At 70.1% G+C, this 20,538-nt stretch carries 22 protein-coding genes; 12 read left to right on the top strand and 10 right to left on the bottom strand.

Annotated elements, in window-relative coordinates; translation table 11 throughout:
- From JJL56_RS07055 to JJL56_RS07045, 3 genes are all read right to left on the bottom strand, one after another.
- On the bottom strand, positions 1 to 756 hold the full coding sequence (locus tag JJL56_RS07055; protein ID WP_145622932.1) for a uroporphyrinogen-III synthase: 756 nt from the start codon (positions 754 to 756) through the stop codon (positions 1 to 3).
- Positions 757 to 769: 13 nt separating this feature from the next.
- Positions 770 to 1,696 (bottom strand): hydroxymethylbilane synthase, encoded by a 927-nt coding sequence (gene hemC, locus JJL56_RS07050; protein ID WP_145622930.1) that lies wholly within the window; start codon positions 1,694 to 1,696, stop codon positions 770 to 772.
- 87 nt (positions 1,697 to 1,783) lie between these two features.
- Positions 1,784 to 2,620 carry a class I SAM-dependent methyltransferase gene (locus JJL56_RS07045; RefSeq protein ID WP_200484704.1) on the bottom strand — a complete coding sequence of 279 codons (837 nt, stop codon included), beginning with the start codon at positions 2,618 to 2,620 and terminating at the stop codon, positions 1,784 to 1,786.
- A 72-nt stretch (positions 2,621 to 2,692) separates the two neighbouring features.
- On the opposite strand from JJL56_RS07045, the gene tsaD reads away from it, so the two are divergent.
- From tsaD to JJL56_RS07020, 5 genes are all read left to right on the top strand, one after another.
- Positions 2,693 to 3,766 carry a tRNA (adenosine(37)-N6)-threonylcarbamoyltransferase complex transferase subunit TsaD gene (tsaD, locus tag JJL56_RS07040; RefSeq protein ID WP_145622926.1) on the top strand — a complete coding sequence of 358 codons (1,074 nt, stop codon included), beginning with the start codon at positions 2,693 to 2,695 and terminating at the stop codon, positions 3,764 to 3,766.
- A gap of 13 nt (positions 3,767 to 3,779) precedes the next feature.
- On the top strand, positions 3,780 to 4,247 hold the full coding sequence (locus JJL56_RS07035) for a GNAT family N-acetyltransferase (RefSeq protein ID WP_145622925.1): 468 nt from the start codon (positions 3,780 to 3,782) through the stop codon (positions 4,245 to 4,247).
- Between the two features lie 84 nt (positions 4,248 to 4,331).
- A complete protein-coding gene (locus JJL56_RS07030) occupies positions 4,332 to 5,342 on the top strand; it encodes an NAD(P)H-dependent glycerol-3-phosphate dehydrogenase (RefSeq protein WP_145622924.1) in 1,011 nt (336 codons plus the stop codon).
- A gap of 379 nt (positions 5,343 to 5,721) precedes the next feature.
- A complete protein-coding gene (locus JJL56_RS07025) occupies positions 5,722 to 6,006 on the top strand; it encodes a YciI family protein (protein ID WP_200484701.1) in 285 nt (94 codons plus the stop codon).
- Between the two features lie 16 nt (positions 6,007 to 6,022).
- Positions 6,023 to 6,436 carry an EVE domain-containing protein gene (locus tag JJL56_RS07020; RefSeq protein WP_137103966.1) on the top strand — a complete coding sequence of 138 codons (414 nt, stop codon included), beginning with the start codon at positions 6,023 to 6,025 and terminating at the stop codon, positions 6,434 to 6,436.
- Between the two features lie 42 nt (positions 6,437 to 6,478).
- On the opposite strand, the gene JJL56_RS07015 is transcribed toward JJL56_RS07020, so the two are convergent.
- Positions 6,479 to 6,814, bottom strand: coding sequence for a hypothetical protein (locus tag JJL56_RS07015; protein WP_145622922.1), 336 nt, complete (start codon positions 6,812 to 6,814; stop codon positions 6,479 to 6,481).
- Between the two features lie 311 nt (positions 6,815 to 7,125).
- Between JJL56_RS07015 and acs the strand changes: the two genes are divergently transcribed.
- Complete coding sequence (gene acs, locus JJL56_RS07010) at positions 7,126 to 9,066, top strand: acetate--CoA ligase (RefSeq protein ID WP_145622920.1); 1,941 nt, start codon at positions 7,126 to 7,128, stop codon at positions 9,064 to 9,066.
- A 69-nt stretch (positions 9,067 to 9,135) separates the two neighbouring features.
- Here the strand turns inward: acs and JJL56_RS07005 are convergent, their stop codons facing one another.
- From JJL56_RS07005 to JJL56_RS06995, 3 genes are all read right to left on the bottom strand, one after another.
- Entirely contained in the window at positions 9,136 to 9,492 is a 357-nt protein-coding gene (locus JJL56_RS07005) for a hypothetical protein (RefSeq protein ID WP_145622919.1), read from the bottom strand.
- Positions 9,493 to 9,572: 80 nt separating this feature from the next.
- A complete protein-coding gene (locus JJL56_RS07000) occupies positions 9,573 to 10,010 on the bottom strand; it encodes a thermonuclease family protein (RefSeq protein WP_145622918.1) in 438 nt (145 codons plus the stop codon).
- A gap of 224 nt (positions 10,011 to 10,234) precedes the next feature.
- Entirely contained in the window at positions 10,235 to 10,450 is a 216-nt protein-coding gene (locus JJL56_RS06995) for a DUF1674 domain-containing protein (protein ID WP_200484698.1), read from the bottom strand.
- A 154-nt stretch (positions 10,451 to 10,604) separates the two neighbouring features.
- On the opposite strand from JJL56_RS06995, the gene htpX reads away from it, so the two are divergent.
- The 6 genes from htpX to purH all read left to right on the top strand — a co-directional run bounded on the left by htpX (position 10,605) and on the right by purH (position 18,500).
- Positions 10,605 to 11,495, top strand: a complete 891-nt coding sequence (gene htpX, locus JJL56_RS06990) for a zinc metalloprotease HtpX (protein WP_200484696.1) — start codon at positions 10,605 to 10,607, stop codon at positions 11,493 to 11,495.
- A gap of 306 nt (positions 11,496 to 11,801) precedes the next feature.
- Positions 11,802 to 12,734, top strand: coding sequence for an exopolyphosphatase (locus tag JJL56_RS06985; protein WP_145623338.1), 933 nt, complete (start codon positions 11,802 to 11,804; stop codon positions 12,732 to 12,734).
- 8 nt (positions 12,735 to 12,742) lie between these two features.
- Positions 12,743 to 13,492, top strand: a complete 750-nt coding sequence (locus tag JJL56_RS06980) for a hypothetical protein (protein ID WP_345772550.1) — start codon at positions 12,743 to 12,745, stop codon at positions 13,490 to 13,492.
- A gap of 87 nt (positions 13,493 to 13,579) precedes the next feature.
- A complete protein-coding gene (locus tag JJL56_RS06975; RefSeq protein WP_200484694.1) occupies positions 13,580 to 14,896 on the top strand; it encodes an RsmB/NOP family class I SAM-dependent RNA methyltransferase in 1,317 nt (438 codons plus the stop codon).
- 148 nt (positions 14,897 to 15,044) lie between these two features.
- Positions 15,045 to 16,676: a heparinase II/III family protein gene (locus JJL56_RS06970; RefSeq protein WP_200484691.1), complete on the top strand. Its 1,632-nt coding sequence runs from the start codon at positions 15,045 to 15,047 to the stop codon at positions 16,674 to 16,676.
- A 219-nt stretch (positions 16,677 to 16,895) separates the two neighbouring features.
- Positions 16,896 to 18,500: a bifunctional phosphoribosylaminoimidazolecarboxamide formyltransferase/IMP cyclohydrolase gene (gene purH, locus JJL56_RS06965; protein WP_145622912.1), complete on the top strand. Its 1,605-nt coding sequence runs from the start codon at positions 16,896 to 16,898 to the stop codon at positions 18,498 to 18,500.
- 131 nt (positions 18,501 to 18,631) lie between these two features.
- Here the strand turns inward: purH and JJL56_RS06960 are convergent, their stop codons facing one another.
- From JJL56_RS06960 to JJL56_RS06950, 3 genes are all read right to left on the bottom strand, one after another.
- Positions 18,632 to 18,886, bottom strand: coding sequence for a hypothetical protein (locus JJL56_RS06960; RefSeq protein ID WP_200484688.1), 255 nt, complete (start codon positions 18,884 to 18,886; stop codon positions 18,632 to 18,634).
- An 81-nt stretch (positions 18,887 to 18,967) separates the two neighbouring features.
- Complete coding sequence (locus tag JJL56_RS06955) at positions 18,968 to 20,278, bottom strand: MFS transporter (protein WP_145622910.1); 1,311 nt, start codon at positions 20,276 to 20,278, stop codon at positions 18,968 to 18,970.
- A gap of 8 nt (positions 20,279 to 20,286) precedes the next feature.
- Positions 20,287 to 20,502: a hypothetical protein gene (locus tag JJL56_RS06950; RefSeq protein WP_145622909.1), complete on the bottom strand. Its 216-nt coding sequence runs from the start codon at positions 20,500 to 20,502 to the stop codon at positions 20,287 to 20,289.
- Positions 20,503 to 20,538 lie beyond the last annotated feature (36 nt).

Here is a 20,538-nt window from a genome sequence, read left to right as displayed (position 1 = left end):
TCAAGCCCGGCCCGTGCCGCCGGATGCTTCCGGCAGCAGGCCGAGCAGAGAGTCCTGCTCCGGCCGTGGCGCCACCCGTACGTTCTGCCACGGTGTCACTCCCAGCTCACCGTACGCGCGGGCGGCCTCCGCGACCGCGGGGCTGAGGCAGAGCGCGTCCACTGTACGACAGCGGTCGATGAGCCCGGCCTCGGCGACAAGCCTAACAAACGAACGGGCGGTACGGGGAGAGAAAAACAACACAGCGTCCAGTGTTCCCGTACGCAGCAGCGCCGCCGTGCCATCCGACAGCCGCGCGCTCGGAACGGCGTCGTACAGCGTTTCCCGCAGGATGGAAAATCCGGCCTCGCCCAGCATGGCCGACAGGTCGCCGGCGAGCTTGCTTCCTGCGACATGAAGTAGCGGACCCGCCGCTGCAGCGCAGCGTCGGCGCACCAGATCGGCCAGAGCGTACACGTCGCCGGACGCGCTTTCGACCTGCGTGAAACCAGCCTCGCGGGCGGCGGTCGCGGTGGCGTCGCCGACCGCATAGACCGGACGGTCAAGCCGGCTCGTACGTCTGGTGTAGCCCCGTACGCCGTTTGCGCTGGTGAAGAGGAGGGCCTGTACGTTCCCGATGTCCGGCTCCGGCCCGTCCAGCCAGCGGATGTCCAGCATCGGCTCCACCGACACGGCGAATCCCAGCGCTCGGAGACGGGCCGCCAGCGGCTCGGAATCCTCAGCCGGACGGGTGACCAGGAGGTGGGGACCCGCCATCGCCTGCCGCCCGTCAGCTCTTGAAGAAGTCGGGCGGCAGAACCGCCTTGATCTCCGCACCGGCGTCCGCGCCGATGGCGGCGGCATCGCCGGCGTTGCCGCTGCGCTCCGCCCGGAAGACCTGCCGCCCGTCGTTGGACAGCACCTTGGCCTTCAGGTGCAGCCGGTCGCCGTCCAGCGTGGACAGAGCGGCGATCGGGGTGCGGCAGGAGCCGTCGAGCATGGCGAGCAACGCGCGCTCCGCCGTGACGCGGGCCGCGGTGGCGGCGCAGTTCAGCGGGGCGAGCAAGGCGCGGGTGGCGTCGTCGGCGCTGCGGATCTCGATGCCGATGGCGCCCTGGGCGACGGCGGGCAGCATTTCGTCATGCTCCAGCACGGCGGTGATGCGGTCGGTCAGGCCGAGACGACGCAGCCCGGCGAGCGCCAGCAGGGTGGCGTCGACCTCCCCGGCCTCCAGCTTGGCGAGGCGCGTCTGCACGTTGCCGCGGAAGGGCACGACCTTGAGGTCGGGCCGCCGTTCCAGGATCTGGGCCTGACGGCGCAATCCGGCGGTGCCGACGACGGAGCCGGCGGGCAGCGTGTCCACCGTGTGTCCGCCGCGCGAGAAGAAGGCGTCGCGCGTGTCCTCGCGCGGCAGGAGCGTGGAAATCTCCAGCCCCTCCGGCATCCAGGTCGGCACGTCCTTCATCGAATGGACGGCGAGGTCGGCGCCGCCGTCGAGCAGCGCGTCCTCCAGTTCCTTGGTGAACAGGCCCTTGCCGCCGGCCTCGGCCAGCGTGCGGTCCAGGATGCGGTCGCCGGTCGTCTTGAAGACGACGATCTCGATGGCGCCGGGGGCGGCCAGATGCGGGTGCGCCGCGATCAGCCGGTCGCGGGTCTCGTGGGCCTGCGCCAGCGCCAGCGGGCTGCCGCGCGTGCCGATGCGGAGCGGTTGGGTCATGAGGCCAGTGTTCTAGGCGATCCACCGCGGTTTGCAAGCCCTGGTGACGGGCGTGCTACTCTTTGGTGAAACATGTCGCCGCGCGTCTCAGGATGCGCGCCGCGCCGTGACGACCATGCGGCGGCTGTCCACCGTCCAGGCGGCGTCCTCGAAATCGCCGGCCAGCCGTTCGATCGCGAATCCGGCGCTTTCCAGCATCAGCTCCAGCTCGTAGCGGAAGATCATCCGCCAGGTGAAACCGTACTCGGTCACCGCGATCTTGCCGTCGGGCAACAGCTCGTCGTACCAGCCGTGGATGCGCTGGCACTGCCCCTCGTCCAGGCGGGAGGCCATCGTGTTGCGGATGTAGCTGTTGCCGTTGTGCGGGCTGCGCCGCGGCTCCGACGGGCTGGGCTTCGTCTCGGCGTCCATCGGCAGCGTCAGCGGGTTCATCACGTCCAGCGCCAGCGTGCCGCCCGGCGCCAGATGTGCGGCGGCGGCGGCCAGCGCGCGTCGTTCCGCCGCCAGATCGGGAATCAGCATCAGCACGTTGAAGGGAATGGCGGCGAGCCGGAAATTCCGCACCGGCAGATCGAGCGCCGTGGCGTCCTGCCGCACCGGATGGACGCGGGCCTGCACCTCCGGCGCCTCGCGCGCCAGCTTCGCGCGGAGCTGGTCGAGCATGGCGGCGGAGACGTCGACCGCCCACACCTCGTGACCGGCGCGGGCCAGCGGGATGGTCAGGCGCCCGGTGCCGCAGCCAATCTCCAGAACCGGGCCGCCGGCCTCCGCTGCGCGCTCCTTGTAGAAGGGCACGTCGCCCAGCATGCCGAGCCGGGCCAGCGTCGCGGCGTGCTCCGCCCGCGCCTCCCCGATCTCCAGCGACGGATAGTCGCCGTCGTAATAGACGATGCTGGCGTCGTCGTCGGGGACGTCTTTGTTCATGGAGGGCGAAACCCTGAGAAATCCGGGCCAAGACCCTATACCAGAGCGGAGGAGACGGCTAGTTTGGCGGTCATGATCGTTCTTGGAATCGAAACGAGCTGCGACGAGACGGCGGCGGCCATCGTGACCGACGCGCGGGAGATCCGCGCCGACGTGGTGCTCTCGCAGCTGGACGACCACACGCCCTATGGCGGGGTGGTGCCGGAAATCGCCGCGCGCGCCCATCTGGAGCATCTGGACGGGCTGATCCGCCGCGCCATGGCGGAGTCCGGGCTGGGCTTCGCCGACATCGACGCCGTGGCGGCGACCGGCGGGCCGGGGCTGATCGGCGGGGTGATCGTCGGGGTGATGACCGCCAAGGCCATCGCCGCGGCGCGCGGGCTGCCCTTCGTCGCGGTGAACCATCTGGAAGGCCACGCGCTGACCGCCCGGCTGACCGACAACGTGCCCTTCCCCTACCTGTTGCTGCTGGTGTCCGGCGGGCACTGCCAGCTTCTGGTGGTCGAGGGGGTGGGCCGGTACCGGCGGCTCGGCACCACCATCGACGACGCGGTGGGGGAGGCGTTCGACAAGACGGCCAAGCTGCTCGGCCTCGGCTATCCTGGCGGGCCGCTGCTGGAGAAGGCGGCGGCGCTGGCGACGAATCCGGGCCGCTTCGACCTGCCGCGTCCGATGGTCGGGCGCCCCGGCTGTGATTTCTCCTTCTCCGGCCTGAAGACCGCGGTGCGGCGCCATGTCGAGGAGCTGGGGACGCCCCTGTCAGGGGAGGATCAGGCCGACCTCGCCGCCGCCTTCCAGAACACGGTGGCCGAGGTGATGGCCGACCGCTGCGCCCGCGCCATGCGCCAGTTCAAGGAGATTCACCCGCAGGGCGGCGCCCTGGTGGTGGCCGGTGGCGTGGCGGCCAACAGGACGCTGCGCGCCCGCCTGCAAAAGCTGGCCGACCGCGAGGGCATGCCCTTCGTGGCGCCGCCGCTGCGGCTGTGCACCGACAACGCAGCGATGATCGCCTGGGCGGGGATCGAACGCTTGCGGCTGGGCCAGACCGACCCGCTGGACTTCGCCCCGCGCCCGCGCTGGCCGCTCGATCCGACCGCGAAGCCCGCCATCGGCAAGGCCGGGGTCGGCTCCGGCGTGAAGGCGTGAGGATGATTTCGGCATGGCCCTGACCTTCCGCACCGCCGGGCGCGACGACGTGCCGGAGATCGTCCGGCTGACCGCCGACGACGCCCTGTCCACTGGCGGCGATGTCTATGGCGAGCCGCTGGACCCGCTCTATTGGGACGCCTTCGACCGTATGGCCGCCCAGCCGGGCAATTCCATCGTGCTGGCGGAGCAGGACGGGCGGATCGTCGGCTGCTTCCAGTTCACCGTCACCCACGGGCTGGCCCGCCGGGGGGCGGCGCGGGCGACGGTGGAGGCGGTGAAGGTGGACGGCGCGTTGCGCGGCCAGGGGATCGGCAGCGCCATGATGCGGCACGCCATCGCGCTGGCCCGCGCCGAGGGCTGCGTGATGGTGCAGCTGACCAGCCAGACCCGGCGCACCGACGCCCACCGCTTTTACGAGCGGCTGGGTTTCCGGGCGAGCCATGTCGGGATGAAGCTTCTGCTGACGCCGGAGGCGTGACCGTCCGGGTTGCGGACCGAGGGCGCTCCGCCTAAACAGGCCGGCAAAACCTTACAAGGCACATCTTACAATCGGGGGGCATCCATGGCGGCAACGGACTTCCGGCGCATCGGCGTGATTGGCGGCGGGGCCTGGGGCACGGCGCTGGCTCTGGCCGCCCTGCGCGCCGGACGGGAGGCCCTGCTGTGGGCGCGCGAGCCGGCGGTGGTCGAGTCGGTCAACGCCGCGCGGGAGAACCGCGACTATCTGCCGGGCGTGACCCTGCCCGCCGAGTTGCGCGCGACCGGCGATCTGGGCGAGGTTGCCGCCTGCGACGCCATCCTGCTTGTCACCCCGGCCCAGCATCTGCGCAGCGCCTGCGCCGGCCTCGCCGCCCATCTGCGGCCGGGCACCCCGCTGGTCATCTGCGCCAAGGGGATCGAGCTGGACAGCCACGCCCTGATGAGCGAGGCGGCCGCCGCCGCGCTGCCGGCGGGGACCCCGCTGGCCGTGCTGTCGGGCCCGACCTTCGCGGCGGAGGTGGCGCGCGGCCTGCCGACCGCGGTGACGCTGGCCTGCGCCGACGCCGCGCTGGGCGCCCGCCTGGTCGAGGCGCTGGGCAGCCGCACCTTCCGCCCCTACCTGTCCGACGATGTGGTGGGCTCGCAGATCGGTGGGGCGGTGAAGAACGTGCTGGCCATCGCCTGCGGCGTGGTGGAGGGCCGCAAGCTGGGCGACAACGCGCGGGCGGCGCTGATCACCCGCGGGCTGGCCGAGATCACCCGGCTGGCCCTGGCGCTCGGCGGGCGGCCGGAGACGCTGATGGGGCTGTCGGGGCTGGGCGACCTGACGCTGACCTGCTCCAGCCTGCAATCGCGCAACATGTCGCTGGGCGCCGCCCTGGGCGCCGGCCGGACGCTGGCCGAGGTGCTGGCGGAGCGCCGCTCCGTCGCCGAGGGCGTCTACACCGCCGCCGCGGTGGTCGGGCTGGCCGGGGAGAAGGGCGTCGACATGCCGCTGTGCGCCGCCGTGGACGCCATCCTGAACCACGGCGCCGGGCTGGACGCGACGATCGACGGGCTGCTGTCGCGGCCGTTCCGCGAAGAGGGGCGCTGAGGGGGCGGCCGTCTACGGAATGGTTGCAAGATCGGATGGGTTTTGCGAGGCTTCGCGCCGTCACAATCGGAGTCCGTTCCATGTTCGCCCCGCCGCACCCGCTCGCCCTGCTGGCGCTCCGCGCCGTCGCACTGCTTGACGCCGGGCGGACGATCGCCGCCCGACGGAGCGGGGACGGGCGAAAACAGCGCGGCGCCTGAGCGACACCGCTGCGACGGCGGTCCCGCGCGTCCCGGGCGTCCGCCGCCGCTGCGCGCGCCCTTCCTCTGGTTGCACCGCTGAGGCACCCCGCGTCTGCGGAAGGGCGCGCGTCGCGGCACCTTCCGCAGCGGTCGCGGCTGCGCTAGGCTCCCGCCCGACCGAACGGAAGGGGTTCCCCATGCTGTACATGTTCCATTGCACCGACAAGGCCGGCGCCGCCCAGGTGCGGGCCGACAACCGCCCCGCCCATCTGGCCTATCTGGAGGCGCACGCCGACCGCCTGTTCGCCGCCGGCCCGCTGCTGTCCGACGACGGTCAGGGCATGGCCGGGAGCCTGCTGATCGTGGAGTGCGCCGACGAGGCCGCCGCGAAGGACTTCGCCGCCAGCGACCCCTACGCCCAGGCCGGGCTGTTCGAGAGCGTGGAGATCCGGGCGTGGCGCCGGGTCTACCCGAAGTCCTGAGCGGGGGCGGACGACGATGGCCCGCTGGCTTCTGAAGTCGGAGCCCTTCAAATATTCGTGGGAGCGCATGGTCGCCGACGGCACCACCCATTGGGACGGCGTGCGCAACCATCAGGCGTCGAACAACCTGAAGGCCATGAAGATCGGCGACCGCGCCTTCTTCTACCACTCGAACGAGGGGCTGGAGGTGGTCGGGGTCGTCGAGATCGCGCGGGAATACTACCCGGACCCGAGCGACGAGGCGGGCCGCTTCGGCATGGTCGACGTGCGGGCGCTGCTGCCCGTGAAGACGCCGGTCACGCTGAAGACGATGAAGGCCGACCCGCTGCTTCAGGGCATGGCCCTGGTCAAGCAGTCGCGCCTGTCGGTTTGCCCGGTGTCGGACGCCGAATGGGCGCATGTCTGCGCGCTGGCCGGGATCGAGGCGTGACGGCTCTTTGGACTTGTTGAGGGAGGCTGTCTGCGGCGGCGGTTATTCCGCCGGTTCGCAGATGGCCGCCTGGAAATCCTGCGTGGCCTGAAGCATCCGGCGGGCCAGCGCCTGCATCTCCGCCGCGGCTCCGGCGAAGCCCGCGTCTTCCCCGAACGGCGCCAGGGCGGCGGAACCGGACGCCTCCAACTCGGCCAGCGACGCCGTACGCAGAGCCGCGTCGATCACCATCAGGCTGGTGCGGCTGCCCATCTCGGACAGGCGCCCGGCCAGTTCGATGCCAGGCCCGGCGCTGCCGCCGGTCGTGCCGTTTCCGGTGGTGCCGTCCGCGTTGGTCGTGCTGGCCATCCCGGTGCCCTGCTGTTGGGTGAACAGCATGCACGCTAACGATGCGGTGGTTAAGGCCGGGTTAAGCGGCCGCCCGAAGGGCGTCCTCATGCTTTCGTGCTATGCGCGACAAATAGTCGCGCTGTCGTGTCGTCCCAGATGCCGGTGAAATCAAAAGAACGGGCGATGCGCTGCAACAAAGTGGAACGGAAAGCCCCGATGGAGGGGGCGGACAATCAGCCGTTCTGCTTGTAGAGACGGGAACTTGTGTGGATAATGTCCCGCAACAGGGGCGGCCGGAAACCGCTCCCCAACAGCCCTTCAGGGCGTAACCAGAAGCACTACGGGGGAATCGCGAGCCAATGTCCGACAATTCGTTTTTTCCTGTTAAGCCGGAAATCGCCAAGACCGCTTACGTGGACGAAGCCGCCTACGCCCGCCTGTACGAGCAATCGATCAACGATCCGGAAGCCTTCTGGGGTGAGCAGGGCAAGCGCATCGACTGGATCAAGCCCTACAGCAAGGTGAAGGACGTCAGCTACACCGGCGATGTCCACATCAAGTGGTTCTACGACGGCACGCTGAACGTCTCGGCCAACTGCGTCGACCGTCACCTGGCGACGCGCGGCGACCAGACCGCCATCATCTTCGAAGGCGACGATCCGGGCGTTTCCAAGCACATCACCTACAAGGAACTGCACGAGCAGGTCTGCCGCCTCGCCAACGTTCTGAAGAAGAACGGCGTCAAGAAGGGCGACCGCGTCACCATCTACCTGCCGATGATCCCCGAGGCCGCCTACGCCATGCTGGCCTGCGCGCGCGTCGGCGCCATCCACTCCATCGTGTTCGGCGGCTTCTCGCCGGACAGCCTGAAGGACCGCATCGTCGACTGCGACAGCCACTTCGTCATCACCTCCGACGAGGGTCTGCGCGGCGGCCGCAAGGTTCCGCTGAAGGCGAACGCCGACAAGGCCGTCGCCGCGGCGCCGGGTGTCCAGCACGTGCTGGTCGTCAAGCACACCGGCGGCAACGTCGCCTGGACCGAGGGCCGCGACCTCTGGTACCACGAGGAGATCGCGTCGGTGTCCGCCGATTGCCCGCCGGAGGAGATGAGCGCGGAAGACCCGCTGTTCATCCTCTACACCTCGGGCTCGACCGGCAAGCCGAAGGGCGTGCTGCACACCACCGGCGGCTATCTCGTCTATGCGTCGATGACGCACCAGTACGTCTTCGACTACAAGGACGGCGAGGTCTACTGGTGCACCGCCGACGTGGGCTGGGTCACCGGCCACAGCTACATCGTCTACGGCCCGCTGGCCAACGGCGCCACCACGCTGATGTTCGAGGGCGTGCCGACCTATCCGGACATCTCCCGCTTCTGGCAGGTGGTTGACAAGCACAAGGTCAACATCTTCTACACCGCCCCGACCGCCATCCGCTCGCTGATGCGCGAGGGTGAGGGGCCGGTGAAGAAGACCTCCCGCTCCTCGCTGCGCATCCTGGGTTCGGTGGGCGAGCCGATCAATCCGGAAGCCTGGCTGTGGTACTACAACGTGGTCGGCGACGGCCGTTGCCCGATCGTGGACACCTGGTGGCAGACCGAGACCGGCGGCATCCTGATCACCCCGCTGCCGGGCGCCATCGGCCAGAAGCCGGGTTCGGCGACCAAGCCCTTCTTCGGCGTGAAGCCGGTCGTCGTGGACAACGACGGCAAGGAGCTGGAAGGCGAGACGGAAGGCAACCTCTGCATCTCCGACTCGTGGCCGGGCCAGATGCGCACGGTGTTCGGCGACCACGAGCGCTTCGTCCAGACCTACTTCTCGACCTTCGCGGGCTATTACTTCACCGGTGACGGCTGCCGCCGCGACGCGGACGGCTATTACTGGATCACCGGCCGCGTGGACGACGTGATCAACGTGTCGGGCCACCGCATGGGCACGGCGGAAGTGGAAAGCGCGCTGGTCGCCCATCCGAAGGTGGCCGAGGCCGCCGTCGTCGGCTACCCGCACGACCTCAAGGGCCAGGGCATCTACGCCTACGTCACGCTCAACGCCGGGGAAAGCCCGACGGAGGAGCTGCGCAAGGAGCTGGTGGCCTGGGTCCGCAAGGAGATCGGCCCGATCGCCTCGCCGGATCTGATCCAGTGGTCGCCGGGCCTGCCGAAGACCCGTTCGGGCAAGATCATGCGCCGCATCCTGCGCAAGATCGCCGCGAACGAGCACGACAGCCTGGGCGACACCTCGACGCTGGCCGATCCGACCGTCGTGACCGACCTGATCGAGAACCGCATGAACAACGCCTGATCGCGGCGTTTATCGGAACCTGTTACGGACCGGGGGCCTTCGTGGCCCCCGGTTTTCTTTTTTGGACCGTTACTTGGGCGTGGAGTCCGATCCGTCGGACGAGCCGCTGCCGGACTGGGACTTCACGGCTTCGGCGGTGCCGGGCTTCAGGCCGGACTCGCCGCTCGCCGCGTCAGGGACGGAGCCGATGCGGCCCTGCGCGCGGGACTCCGCCGCGTTCCTCTGCTTGTCGGTGCGGCGCTCGCCCAGAGTCGGGTCCTGGGCGCCGGTCGATTCCATCCAGGCTTCGCCCTGGGACGGCGGGGCGGCGCCGAGACCGCCCTCCATCGTCTTGGCGTCCTGTGCGGCGGCACCGCTGGACAGGGCGAGGCTGGCGGCCAGCAAGGCGATGGCGCCGGGGACGTAAGCCGAGACTTGGGTCGTCATGGTTCGCTCTCCTCCTTGGTGGGAGGGGCAACAGCGGAGCGAGACGACGGGTTCCCGATTCGTCCTTTGGTGGAACCGGGTTAGCCCATGCCCGTCCCGTCGCACCAGGGCTGGCGCCGTTCGCCGTGATAGGGGCGGGCGAGTCCCGCCTCGATCAGCGCGGCCGACAGGTCGGCGCCCCCGCCGGTCAGCACGCGGGCGCGCACCCGCCCGCCATACTTGTCGGGCTGGACGTCGAGCAGCCGCACCGGGGCGGCCCCGATCAGACGGCGCGCGTGGTCGCGGGCGGACTCCGCCAGTTCCCGCTCACGGGGGCAGCGGGCGCGCATCTCCGGCGCATCCAGCCCCTCCACCCGGACATGGGTTTCCACCACCTGACCCAGCCAGATGGTGGCGCGCACCAGCAGCGTGTCGCCGTCCAGAATCTCCAGAACCTCCGCCGGGATCGGGCCGGGCAGGGCGGGCGGAGCGGCCTGGACGGTGCCGGCCAGCGAAATGCACAGAGTGGCGAGCGACATCCCGGCCCATATCCCGGTAGTGCGGGGCCGACATGGGCTGACGGGCCTGTGCGATCCCATAGCGCGAACTCTCCCGGGTACCGGTTCGCGATGGGGCGAACCGGTTACAGAGTAGCGCGCGAACAAGAACGGATCAAGCACAACCTAGGCATAGTGTCCTGGTTGCGTATGTATTCAATTTCGGAGCAGGGGTGTTCAGGCAATCGGTCCTAAGGGTGGTCGGCTTAGAAGTCCGAGCAGCGGCCCTTGAACTCCCAATCGCCGAAGCGGGTCGGCTCCGGTCCCTTCGGACCGCCGATCTCGCCGGGCATCTGCTCGGGTCCCTTGGCCGCCTCTCCGGCCTTGGCGTCCGGGGTCCGGCTTTCGTCCGCTCCGGTCGCCGGGGAGGCGGGCGTCGCGGCGTCCTGCGGTGTCGCGCCGGTGGTCTTCGTTTCGGTCATGGCCGTCCTCTGGGGTCGGGTGCGGTGCCGGGCCATCTTGAACGATGCCTTCCGCCAAGCCCATATCACCAGACGAGCCCGGCGGAAAGCCCCGCCGGGGCCGTCTCGTCCAACCAACAGTGAAACCGTCCAGAAGATCGCCCGGAACATCGCCATGACCAGCTATGTGAAGACCACCATCCTCCTCGCCGGCCTGACCGCCCTGTTCATGGGCATCGGCTATCTGATCGGCGGCAAGGGCGGCATGATGATCGCCTTCGTCATGGCGCTGGGCATGAACCTGTTCAGCTACTGGAACTCCGGCGACATGGTGCTGTCCATGTACGGCGCGCGGGAGGTCGACGCCTACACCGCCCCCGAATATTACGGCATCGTCCAGCAGCTGGCCGAGCGCGCCGGCCTGCCGATGCCGCGCGTCTACATCATGGAGAACGACCAGCCCAACGCCTTCGCCACCGGGCGCAACCCGGAAAACGCCGCGGTCGCCGCCACCACCGGCCTGCTGCGCCTGCTGAGCCCGGAGGAGGTCGCCGGCGTCATGGCCCATGAGCTGGCCCACGTGAAGAACCGCGACACGCTGATCATGACGATCACCGCGACCATCGCGGGCGCCATTTCCATGCTCGCCAACGTCGGCATGTTCTTCGGCGCGTCGCAGGGCAACAGCCAGAACGGGCAGGGTGGCAACCCGCTGGGGCTGATCGGCGGCATCCTGGTTGCCATCCTGGCGCCCTTCGCCGCGATGATCGTCCAGATGGCGATCAGCCGCACCCGCGAGTACGAGGCCGACCGCATCGGCGCGGAGATCTGCGGGCGCCCGCTGTGGCTGGCCGACGCGCTGACCCGCATCCACACCTACGCCCACCAGATCCCGAATTACGCGGCGGAATCCAACCCGGCCACGGCGCATCTGTTCATCGCCAACCCGCTGCACGGGCGCAGCCTCGACAGCCTGTTCTCCACCCATCCGAACATGGAGGAACGGGTCCGCCGCCTGCGCGGCATGACCGGCCCCTCCTTCATGCCGCGCAGCCCCTGGGGGTGAATCTGCCAAGCCCATCGCTCGACGGGATGTGCCGCGAGGTTGGGAACAAGATCGACACGGATTTCACGGATTTGGGCACGGATTTCACGGAATCCTCGATCCGTGCCTCAGTCCAGCCGCACCGGGCCGAACAGCTCCGTGAAATCCGGTTTTGATCCGTGAAATCCGTGTCGATCTTTGCCTGCGTTTGCCGGGTGCTGCGTTCAGGCGGGCTTTTCTGGCCCGGACGGTTCGCGGTTGCACGCCGAAAGACGTGCGTCTACCTTCGCTCCGCTTGCCGATTGTGGGGCGATCAGGGGGAACCGCATGTCCGACGTCACGAAATACCGCCTCGTCACCCGGTCCGACTTCGACGGGCTGGTCTGCGCCGTGCTCCTGAAGGAGCTTGGCATCCTCGACGAGATCAAGTTCGTGCATCCCAAGGACATGCAGGACGGCAAGGTCGAAATCTCCGACCGCGACATCACCACCAACCTGCCCTATGTGCCCGGCGTCCATCTCGCCTTCGACCACCATCTGTCGGAGACGATCCGCGTCGGCAAGCGCGACAACCACATCATCGAGGCCGACGCCCCCTCCGCCGCCCGCGTCGTCTACAATTACTACGGTGGCAAGGAGCGCTTCCCGACCATCTCCGACGAGATGATGGCCGCGGTCGATCAGGCCGACTCCGCCCAGTACGGCATCGAGGACATCCTGAAGCCGCAGGGCTGGACCCTGCTGAACTTCATCATGGACGCGCGCACCGGCCTTGGCCGCTTCCGCGACTTCCGGATCTCCAACTACCAGCTGATGATGGAGCTGATCGACTATTGCCGCAGCCACGGCATCGACGAGATCCTCGCCCTGCCCGACGTGAAGGAGCGGGTGGACCTCTACACCGAGCATGAGGCGAAGTTCTCCGACCAGCTCGCCCGCTGCAGCACGATCCGCGGCAACGTCGTGATCATCGACCTGCGGCGGGAGGAAACCATCTTCGCCGGCAACCGCTTCATGATCTACGCCATGTACCCGGAATCCAACGTGTCGATCCACGTTCTGTGGGGGCTGAAGCAGCAGAACACGGTGCTGGCCTGCGGCAAGTCGATCATCAACCGCAGCTCCAAAACCAACATCGGCCCGCTGATGCTGGAGTATGGCGGCGGCGGGCACGAGGCGGCGGGCACCTGCCAGGTGGGCAACGACAAGGCCGAAGCGGTGCTGGAGGAGATCGTCGGGCGCATGCGCGCCGACGGCTGACGGGAATCGTGCCGGACCTGTTTCTCGACAAGACCCCGCTGTTCGATTCGGGGTGGCTGAGCGTTTCCGCCGCCACCAGCCGCGATGACGTGCTCCTCTGCATCGCCGAGGCCGAACGCCGCGCCGAGGCGGCGCTGGAGCGACTCGGGCGGACGCTGACGCAGGGCATCGCGGCGGCGGACCGCGACCGGCGCATCGACGCCCTGCTGGCGCTGGAGACGCGCGGCCTCCCAGCCTCCGGCGCTGCGGCGGACGGGGCGGTGGAGCGCGTCATGATGGAGGTCGGCTTCCGCAGGCGCGACCTGATGCCCCGCTTCCACGAACTGGCCGAGCATTGCCGCGCCATCCACCGCCGCGCCCTGGCCGTTGCGCGGGACGCGCGCTGGGCGCTGATGCTGGAACGCGCCGCCGCCGATCCCGGCGGGCCGTCCAGCCCCATCCAGGGAACCGGGACCCGCTACGTCAAGAGCGACCGCTACGACGCCCGTTCGGCGCGCAGCCTGCCGCCGGACGACCGCGTGCGCGCCGACCGTTTCCTCAAGCGGCTGGGCGAGGACCCGGTGCCGCCGGAGCTGGAGCTGAGCCCGCTGGAGGGGGCAGGGCTGGAGGGGACGGGGCTGTGGGCGATGAAGGCCGGCAACGGCAATCGTTTCATCCTGCGCCGGGGCCAGCTGCGGGGCGTCGCCTGCTTCTTCGTCGAGGACGTCGGCCCCTATCCCGACCACGAAGGCGGACGGCGCGGCGCGCTGGCCCGCTGAGGCGGCCCGCTGAGAAGAATCCGAATCCGCTCGGCCCTGCGCAGCGGCTACTCGACACCCGCCGTCCGGCGCGCTACATCCAGCGGCATGTCCGACGCCTCCCTCGCCGCGCGCTCCGCCGCCCTCGACCTTCTGCGCGATGTGCTGCGCAAATCCATTCCCTTCGACGATGCGTTCGACGCGCATCCGGAGTTGCGCGGGCTCGACCCGCGCGACCGCGGCTTCGTGCGGCTCCTGACCGCCACCGTGCTGCGCCGGCTCGGCCAGATCGACGCGCTGATCCAGGGCAGCCTCGCCAAGCCGGGCCTGCCCAAGGCGACCGTGCACGACATCCTGCGGCTTGGCGCGGCCCAGCTCGTCTTCCTCGGCACGCCCGCCCACGCCGCCGTCGACACCGCGGTGGAGCTGGCCGCGGCCAGGGGGGCCGAACCCTACAAGGGCCTGATCAACGCCGTCCTGCGCCGCATCGGGCGCGAGGGGGTGGAACTGGCCGCCCAGCAGGACGCCGGGCGCCTGAACACGCCGGATTGGCTGTGGCTGGCCTGGCGGCAGTCCTACGGCATCGGCCGCACCCGCGGCATCGTCGAGGCGCACCTGCACGAGGCGCCGCTGGACATCACCGTCAAGGCCGATCCCGCGGCCTGGGCGGAGCGGCTGGAGGCCACGCTGCTGCCCACCGGCACGCTGCGCCGCGCCGCCGGCGGCAGCATCACGGAGCTGCCGGGCTTCGCCGAGGGCGCGTGGTGGGTGCAGGACCTCGCCGCCTCGCTGCCGGCCAAGCTGTTCGGCGATCTGGCGGGCAAGCGCGTCTACGACCTGTGCGCCGCCCCCGGCGGCAAGACCGCGCAGCTCGTCGCGCAGGGCGCGCAGGTGACGGCGGTCGACCGCTCCGCCAAGCGGCTGGAGCGCGTGCGGGACAATCTGGCCCGTCTGAACCTGTCGGCGGAGGTGCTGGCGGCCGACGCCGCCACCTGGACCCCGGACCAGCCCGCCGACGCGGTGCTGCTCGACGCCCCCTGCTCCGCCACCGGGGCGATCCGCCGCCATCCCGACATCCTGCGCGTCAAGTCGCCGGAGGACATCGCCAAGCTGGCCAAGGCGCAGAGCCGCCTGCTGGCCCACGCCGTCGATCTGGTGAAGCCCGGCGGAACATTGATCTACTGCACCTGCTCCATCCAGCCGGAGGAGGGCGAGGCGCAGATCGACCGCATCCTGACCCGCGACCGGCGCGTCGAGCGCCTGCCCATCACGCTTGAAGACCTAAGCAGCGGTCATGCGGGGGATGGCAATTTGGCCGAGTTGATCAACGAGCGCGGTGAGGTACGATCCCTGCCGGGCATGCTCGGGGACCTCGGCGGGATCGACGGGTTCTTCGTGGCACGGCTGCGACGGCTGCACGATTAGGGCACCACCGGCTTGCGGGGGTCGAGGCGAATTTGATACGACAACAGGATGCATCCCCCCGATCGCCCGATTGCCTTCAGCGAAGCGCCGGCCATCGCCTCCCCCTGCCGCGTGACGGGGTGAGCCGATGAGCGCCGGGCGTGGGAAAATGGGCCGCTTGCGGGACGGCGTCGCGCAGATCGCCTTCGGCAACCCGATCTACAAGCTGACCTTGGGCGGCCGCGCGCCGACCGCCCTGTCCGCCGTGCCGCCGGACCCCTGGCCGGGCGACGCCGGGGAGGGCTCGGCGATCCTGGCCGGCGTCTTCCGCTTCGGCGGGCAGGCCGCGGCGGCCGACGCCCACGGCGCGCCGAACTGGCGGGCCGGCGTCGCCGTCTGGCAGGACGCCCTGCACGGCTTCGAATGGCTGCGCGACCTGCGGGCGGTCGGCGGCGACACGGCGCGGCGGCGCGCCCGTTCGCTGGTGCTGTCCTGGCTGGACCACAACGGCGGCTGGAACGCCCAGACCTGGGCGCCGGAGGTGCTGGGCGCCCGCATCGCCGCCTGGATCGGCCTGCACGACTTCTACTGCGCCTCCGCCGACGACGAGTTCCGCGCCGCGGTCTTCGACAGCCTCGCCCGACAGGTCAAGCATTTGACCCGCGTGGTGCCCGGCGCACTGGACGGCAAGGCGCTGGTCACCGCGGCCAAGGGCCTCGTCTATGGCGGATTCTGCCTGCCGGAGTATGAGCGCGCCGGCCAGGACGCGCTGAAGCTGCTGGAGCGGGAGCTGCCGCGCCAGATCCTGCCGGACGGCGGCCATGTCGAGCGCTGCCCCTCCGTTCAGCTGCGCATCCTGCGCGACCTGATCGACATGCGGTCGGTCCTGCGCAGCGCCCGCGCCGACGTGCCGGAGGCTTTGCAGCACGCCATCGACCGCATGACCCCGGCCCTGCGCTTTTTCCGCCACGGCGACGGCGGCCTCGCCCTGTTCAACGGCGGGCGGGAGGAGGATGCGGCGCTGGTCGACACGGTGCTGGCCCAGGCCGACGCCCGCGGGCGCCCGCTGAAGAGCGCGCCGCACACCGGCTTCGAGCGGCTGATCGCCGGGCGGACCATGGTGCTGATGGACACCGGCGTGCCGCCGGTCACCGGGCTGGACGCCACCGCCCACGCCGGCACCCTGTCGCTGGAGATGTCGGTCGGCAAGGAGCGGCTGATCGTCAATTGCGGCGCCCATCCGGTGAAGACCGGTCCCTGGCGCGCCGCGCTGGCCGGCACCGCCGCCCATTCCACCGTCGTGCTGGCCGAGACCAACTCGTCGGAGGTGATCGAGCAGGGCGGGTTGGGCCGCCGCCCCTCCCATGTCGGCTGCGAGCGGCAGGAGAACGACGGGGCGGTGCTGGTCGTCGCCACCCACAACGGCTACAGCCGCAACTTCGGCTATCTGCACCGCCGCCGCGTCTATCTGGCGGAGAACGGCGAGGACCTGCGCGGCGAGGACATGCTGGAGCCGGTGATCGGCGCCACGCCGGAGCCGCGGCCCTTCACCATCCGCTTCCACCTGCACCCCGCGGTCCAGGCGACCCTCGTCCAGGGCGGGCAGGTGCAGCTGAAGCTGCCGAGCGGCGCCGCCTGGCGGCTGCGCGCGTCGGGCGGCACGCTGGAGCTGGAGGAGAGCATTTATCTGGGCAGCGGCGACGAGCCGCGGCGGACCACCCAGATCGCCGTCTCCGGACATACCGGCTCCGCCATCAAGACGGTGAAATGGGCCTTGCGCCGCGAGCGCAAGGGGGGGTAAACCGCGCGCATCCGCGGCGGACAGGCCGTGGGAATACGGATCGGTGCCTGTTTCGAGAGTCTGTGGAGTGTTCGCCCTGCGACCGTGATCCCCGCCCGGGCGGGGGTGACGAAGCGGGGTGTTTCGCTTTTCCGGATCGGTCAGGTCCCCGACGGCTCAGGTCCCGTCTTCCCATGCCCGGTTCGCCGCAGCCGGTTCCATGACAGCCAGGATGCCCCGATGAGCCCGCCGAACGTCGCCCACTCGCCCGCCCCCGATCTCGTCCGCATCACGCGCGCGCTGATCTCCGTGTCCGACAAGACGGGCCTCGTCGCGCTCGGCCAGGCGCTGGCGGCCAAGGGCGTGGAGATCCTGTCCACCGGCGGCTCCGCCCAGCGGCTGGCCGAGGCCGGCATCCCGGTGAAGGAGGTCTCCGACCACACCGGCTTCCCGGAGATCATGGACGGGCGCGTCAAGACGCTGCACCCGCGCGTGCACGGCGGCATCCTGGCCCGCCGCGACATCCACGCCGAGGCGATGACCACCCACGACATCCCGCCGATCGACCTCGTGGTGGTGAACCTCTACCCGTTCGAGGCGACGGTGTCGAAGGGCGCCGACTACGCCAACTGCGTGGAGAACATCGACATCGGCGGCCCGGCGATGATCCGCGCCGCCGCCAAGAACCACGACTTCGTCACCGTCGTCACCGACCCCGAGGATTACGAGGCGGTGCTGGACGAGCTGGCGACCCATGACGGCGCCGTCACGCTGACGCTCCGCCGCACGCTGGCCCAGCGCGCCTACGCCCGCACGGCGTCCTACGACGCGGCCATCTCCTCCTGGCTGGCCGGCCAGCTCGGTGAGACCTTCCCGCCGCGCACCACCCTGTCGGGCAAGCTCAGCCAGACCCTGCGCTATGGCGAGAACCCGCACCAGCAGGCGGCCTTCTACGTCACCGGCGAGCAGCGTCCGGGTGTCGCGACGGCGATCCAGCTCCAGGGCAAGGAGCTGTCCTACAACAACCTGAACGACACCGACGCCGCCTTCGAGCTGGTCGCCGAATTCGAGCGCCCGGCCGTCGCCATCATCAAGCACGCCAACCCCTGCGGCGTGGCCGAGGGAGCGAACCTGCTGGAGGCCTACAAGCAGGCCCTGCTGTGCGACCCGGTCAGCGCCTTTGGCGGCATCATCGCCGTCAACCGCCCGCTGGACGCCGCCACGGCGGAGGAAATCGCCAAGCTGTTCGCCGAGGTGGTGATCGCCCCGGACGCCGACGACGCGGCCCGCGCCCTGCTCGCCACCAAGAAGAACCTGCGCGTCCTGCTGACCAAGGACGTACCGAACCCGGCCGAGCCGGGGATGATGGTGAAGCAGCTCTCCGGCGGCTTCCTGCTGCAGAACCGCGACAACGGCCGCATCACCCTTGACGACCTGAAGGTGGTGACCAAGCGCGCGCCGACCGAGCAGGAACTGGCCGACCTGCTCTTCGCCTTCCGCGTCGCCAAGCATGTGAAGTCGAACGCCATCGTCTACGCGAAGAACGGCGCCACGGTGGGCGTCGGCGCCGGCCAGATGAGCCGCGTCGACTCGGCCCGCATCGCCGCCATCAAGTCGGCGGAGGCCGCCAAGGCCGCCGGCCTGAGCGAGCCGCTGACCAAGGGCTCGGTGGTCGCCTCGGACGCCTTCTTCCCCTTCGCGGACGGCCTGCTGGCCGCGGCGGAAGCCGGCGTGACGGCGGTGATCCAGCCCGGCGGCTCGATCCGCGACAACGACGTCATCGCCGCCGCCGACGAGAAGGGTCTGGCGATGGTGCTGACCGGGATGCGCCACTTCCGGCACTGAGGCGGGTGGGGGCTCATCCATTGCCCCCTCCCTAACCCTCCCCCGCTGCGCAGGGGAGGGGACCATTCTCCCTCCCCTGCGAAGCGGGGGAGGGCCGGGGTGGGGGCATCACGCCGACACCCCCAGCGCGTTTACGAACCCCGCCGCGCGCCCATCAGCCGCGCCAGCAAGGCGGCGGCGTCGGACTGCGACGTTTTCCCGTCCGCACCGTCTTCCGGCTTCAGACGTCCGGTCGCCGCCATGGCGATGAGCATCGCCGGGTGCATCGCGGGATGATGGGGCGAAGGATGCCCCGCCGAATCGCTCTCCCCACGCGCCGCGGCGTGGTCGCGGGCCAGCGCCTCGTTGATGTGCGCGAAGGCCTCGATGTCCTTGATGTGCAACATGTCCGTTCCGCCCTCCGCGCCAAGTTCGTTGTGCGTCGCAGCAAAAGGCAAGTTAGCAGCTTCCGCTGGGTGAATCCGCCGTCATGCCGCGGCGGACTGTCGCACCGTATTCGCATCGCCCGGTGCCGGCTCCCGAACCGCCAGCATAAGCCCAAAACCGATCACGAAGAAAGCCACAACGCTCGCCATGCCGGCCCGCTGGCTCTCGAACAGAGCGGTGGCCAGCCCGAAGGCGAGCGGCCCGACGAAGCCGGCCATGCGGCCGGTCAGGCTGTAGAGCCCGAACATCTCGCCCACCATGCCCGGCGGGGCGAGCCGCGCCATCATCGACCGCCCGGCGGCCTGCGCCGGCCCGAAGAAGGCGCCCAGCCCCAGGGCCAGCACCCAGAACCACGCCTTCTCCGTCGCCAGCAGCAGCGGCACGCCGAAGGCGGTCAGGCCGATCAGGCTGACCAGGATGGTCGGCTTGGCCCCCATCCGGTCGTCCACCCAGGCGAAGCCGATGGCCCCGACGCCGGCCACCACGTTCAGCGCGATGGCGAAGAGCAGGATCTCCTCGAAACTCATGCCGAAGGCGTGGGCGGCGAAGATGCCGCCGAAGGCGGTGATTGTGTTGATGCCGTCGCGGTAGATCGCGCTGGCGATCAGGAAGCGCAGCGTGTTGCGGTATTTGCGCGTCTCCGCCAGCGTCCGGCGCAGCGTCGCCATGCCCTCCCGCGCGGCCTGACGGATGCCGAGGCCGGTCGCCGGCACGTCCGGGACGAACAGGAAGAAGGGGATGGCGAACAGCCCGTACCAAGCGGCGGCGAGAAGGGCGGTGGCGCGCACCGGCGCCTGCTCCGCCGTGTCGAGCAGGCCGAACAGCGGGGCGGGGGACTTCACGAAGACGAACAGGGCGACCACCAGACAGGCCAGCCCGCCGAAATAGCCGATGCCCCAACCCCAGCCGGAGATCCGCCCGAGCATGCGCGGCGGCGCCAGCGCGGTCAGGCTGGCGTTGTAGAAGACGTTCGCCAGCTCGAAGGCGACGGTGCCGATGACCACGCAGACCAGGGCGAACAGGGCGTGGGACGGGTCGGGCTTCACCCACCACAGGGCGGCGCAGAAGACCACGGTCAGGCTGGTGAACAGCGCCATCCACGGCTTGCGCCGCCCCGTCCGGTCGGCCACCGCGCCCAGAACGGGGCTGAGCAGGGCGATCAGCAGCCCGGCGACGGTCAGCGCCGCGCTCCAGCGCGAGGCCCCGGCCACCTCGTCCCCGACCACGCCGCGGGCGAAGTAGACGGAGAAGATGAAGGTCGTGACGATGGTGTTGTACGACGAGTTCGCCCAGTCGTAGAGGCACCAGGACGCGATGGCACGGCGGCTCGGCGTGTCGTTGGCGGTGGTCATCGGTCGGATTACTCGACGGCCGGCGGTGGTTCGTCGAGGTGGACCGGGACGAGGTCGATGGTGGGGCGCTGGTCGTCCAGGCGTTGATCGATCCGGGCGCGCAACCGTGTCATCTGCGCCTGGATCGCCTCGATCTCCGCCTTCTGCCGTTCCAGATCCGACAGGTCCGGCAGCGGGACGGCGATGTCGGTGGCGATGCGCTCGGAAGACTCGTCGGTGCTCATGGGTTCTCTCCGGTTCGGCGTCGATCGGCTGGCTTC

It is taken from the genome of Azospirillum aestuarii (assembly GCF_016632405.1).
Classification (GTDB): domain Bacteria; phylum Pseudomonadota; class Alphaproteobacteria; order Azospirillales; family Azospirillaceae; genus Azospirillum; species Azospirillum aestuarii.
The sequence above is the reverse complement of the archived record's forward strand: the minus strand, read 5'-3'. Positions and strand labels throughout refer to the sequence as shown.

What these genes read in the sequence shown, in the direction of transcription:
- JJL56_RS07000 (WP_145622918.1), bottom strand. Translation starts at nt 10,010, where the DNA reads ATGTCGCTCGCCACTCTGTGCATTTCGCTGGCCGGCACCGTCCAGGCC.
- JJL56_RS07020 (WP_137103966.1), top strand. Translation starts at nt 6,023, where the DNA reads ATGGCCCGCTGGCTTCTGAAGTCGGAGCCCTTCAAATATTCGTGGGAG.
- JJL56_RS07005 (WP_145622919.1), bottom strand. Translation starts at nt 9,492, where the DNA reads ATGACGACCCAAGTCTCGGCTTACGTCCCCGGCGCCATCGCCTTGCTG.
- JJL56_RS06960 (WP_200484688.1), bottom strand. Translation starts at nt 18,886, where the DNA reads ATGTTGCACATCAAGGACATCGAGGCCTTCGCGCACATCAACGAGGCG.
- JJL56_RS06985 (WP_145623338.1), top strand. Translation starts at nt 11,802, where the DNA reads ATGTCCGACGTCACGAAATACCGCCTCGTCACCCGGTCCGACTTCGAC.
- tsaD (WP_145622926.1), top strand. Translation starts at nt 2,693, where the DNA reads ATGATCGTTCTTGGAATCGAAACGAGCTGCGACGAGACGGCGGCGGCC.
- JJL56_RS07015 (WP_145622922.1), bottom strand. Translation starts at nt 6,814, where the DNA reads ATGCTGTTCACCCAACAGCAGGGCACCGGGATGGCCAGCACGACCAAC.
- JJL56_RS07030 (WP_145622924.1), top strand. Translation starts at nt 4,332, where the DNA reads ATGGCGGCAACGGACTTCCGGCGCATCGGCGTGATTGGCGGCGGGGCC.
- JJL56_RS07055 (WP_145622932.1), bottom strand. Translation starts at nt 756, where the DNA reads ATGGCGGGTCCCCACCTCCTGGTCACCCGTCCGGCTGAGGATTCCGAG.
- hemC (WP_145622930.1), bottom strand. Translation starts at nt 1,696, where the DNA reads ATGACCCAACCGCTCCGCATCGGCACGCGCGGCAGCCCGCTGGCGCTG.
- JJL56_RS07035 (WP_145622925.1), top strand. Translation starts at nt 3,780, where the DNA reads ATGGCCCTGACCTTCCGCACCGCCGGGCGCGACGACGTGCCGGAGATC.
- JJL56_RS06950 (WP_145622909.1), bottom strand. Translation starts at nt 20,502, where the DNA reads ATGAGCACCGACGAGTCTTCCGAGCGCATCGCCACCGACATCGCCGTC.
- purH (WP_145622912.1), top strand. Translation starts at nt 16,896, where the DNA reads ATGAGCCCGCCGAACGTCGCCCACTCGCCCGCCCCCGATCTCGTCCGC.
- JJL56_RS06955 (WP_145622910.1), bottom strand. Translation starts at nt 20,278, where the DNA reads ATGACCACCGCCAACGACACGCCGAGCCGCCGTGCCATCGCGTCCTGG.
- JJL56_RS06995 (WP_200484698.1), bottom strand. Translation starts at nt 10,450, where the DNA reads ATGACCGAAACGAAGACCACCGGCGCGACACCGCAGGACGCCGCGACG.
- htpX (WP_200484696.1), top strand. Translation starts at nt 10,605, where the DNA reads ATGACCAGCTATGTGAAGACCACCATCCTCCTCGCCGGCCTGACCGCC.
- JJL56_RS07025 (WP_200484701.1), top strand. Translation starts at nt 5,722, where the DNA reads ATGCTGTACATGTTCCATTGCACCGACAAGGCCGGCGCCGCCCAGGTG.
- JJL56_RS07045 (WP_200484704.1), bottom strand. Translation starts at nt 2,620, where the DNA reads ATGAACAAAGACGTCCCCGACGACGACGCCAGCATCGTCTATTACGAC.
- acs (WP_145622920.1), top strand. Translation starts at nt 7,126, where the DNA reads ATGTCCGACAATTCGTTTTTTCCTGTTAAGCCGGAAATCGCCAAGACC.
- JJL56_RS06975 (WP_200484694.1), top strand. Translation starts at nt 13,580, where the DNA reads ATGTCCGACGCCTCCCTCGCCGCGCGCTCCGCCGCCCTCGACCTTCTG.
- JJL56_RS06970 (WP_200484691.1), top strand. Translation starts at nt 15,045, where the DNA reads ATGGGCCGCTTGCGGGACGGCGTCGCGCAGATCGCCTTCGGCAACCCG.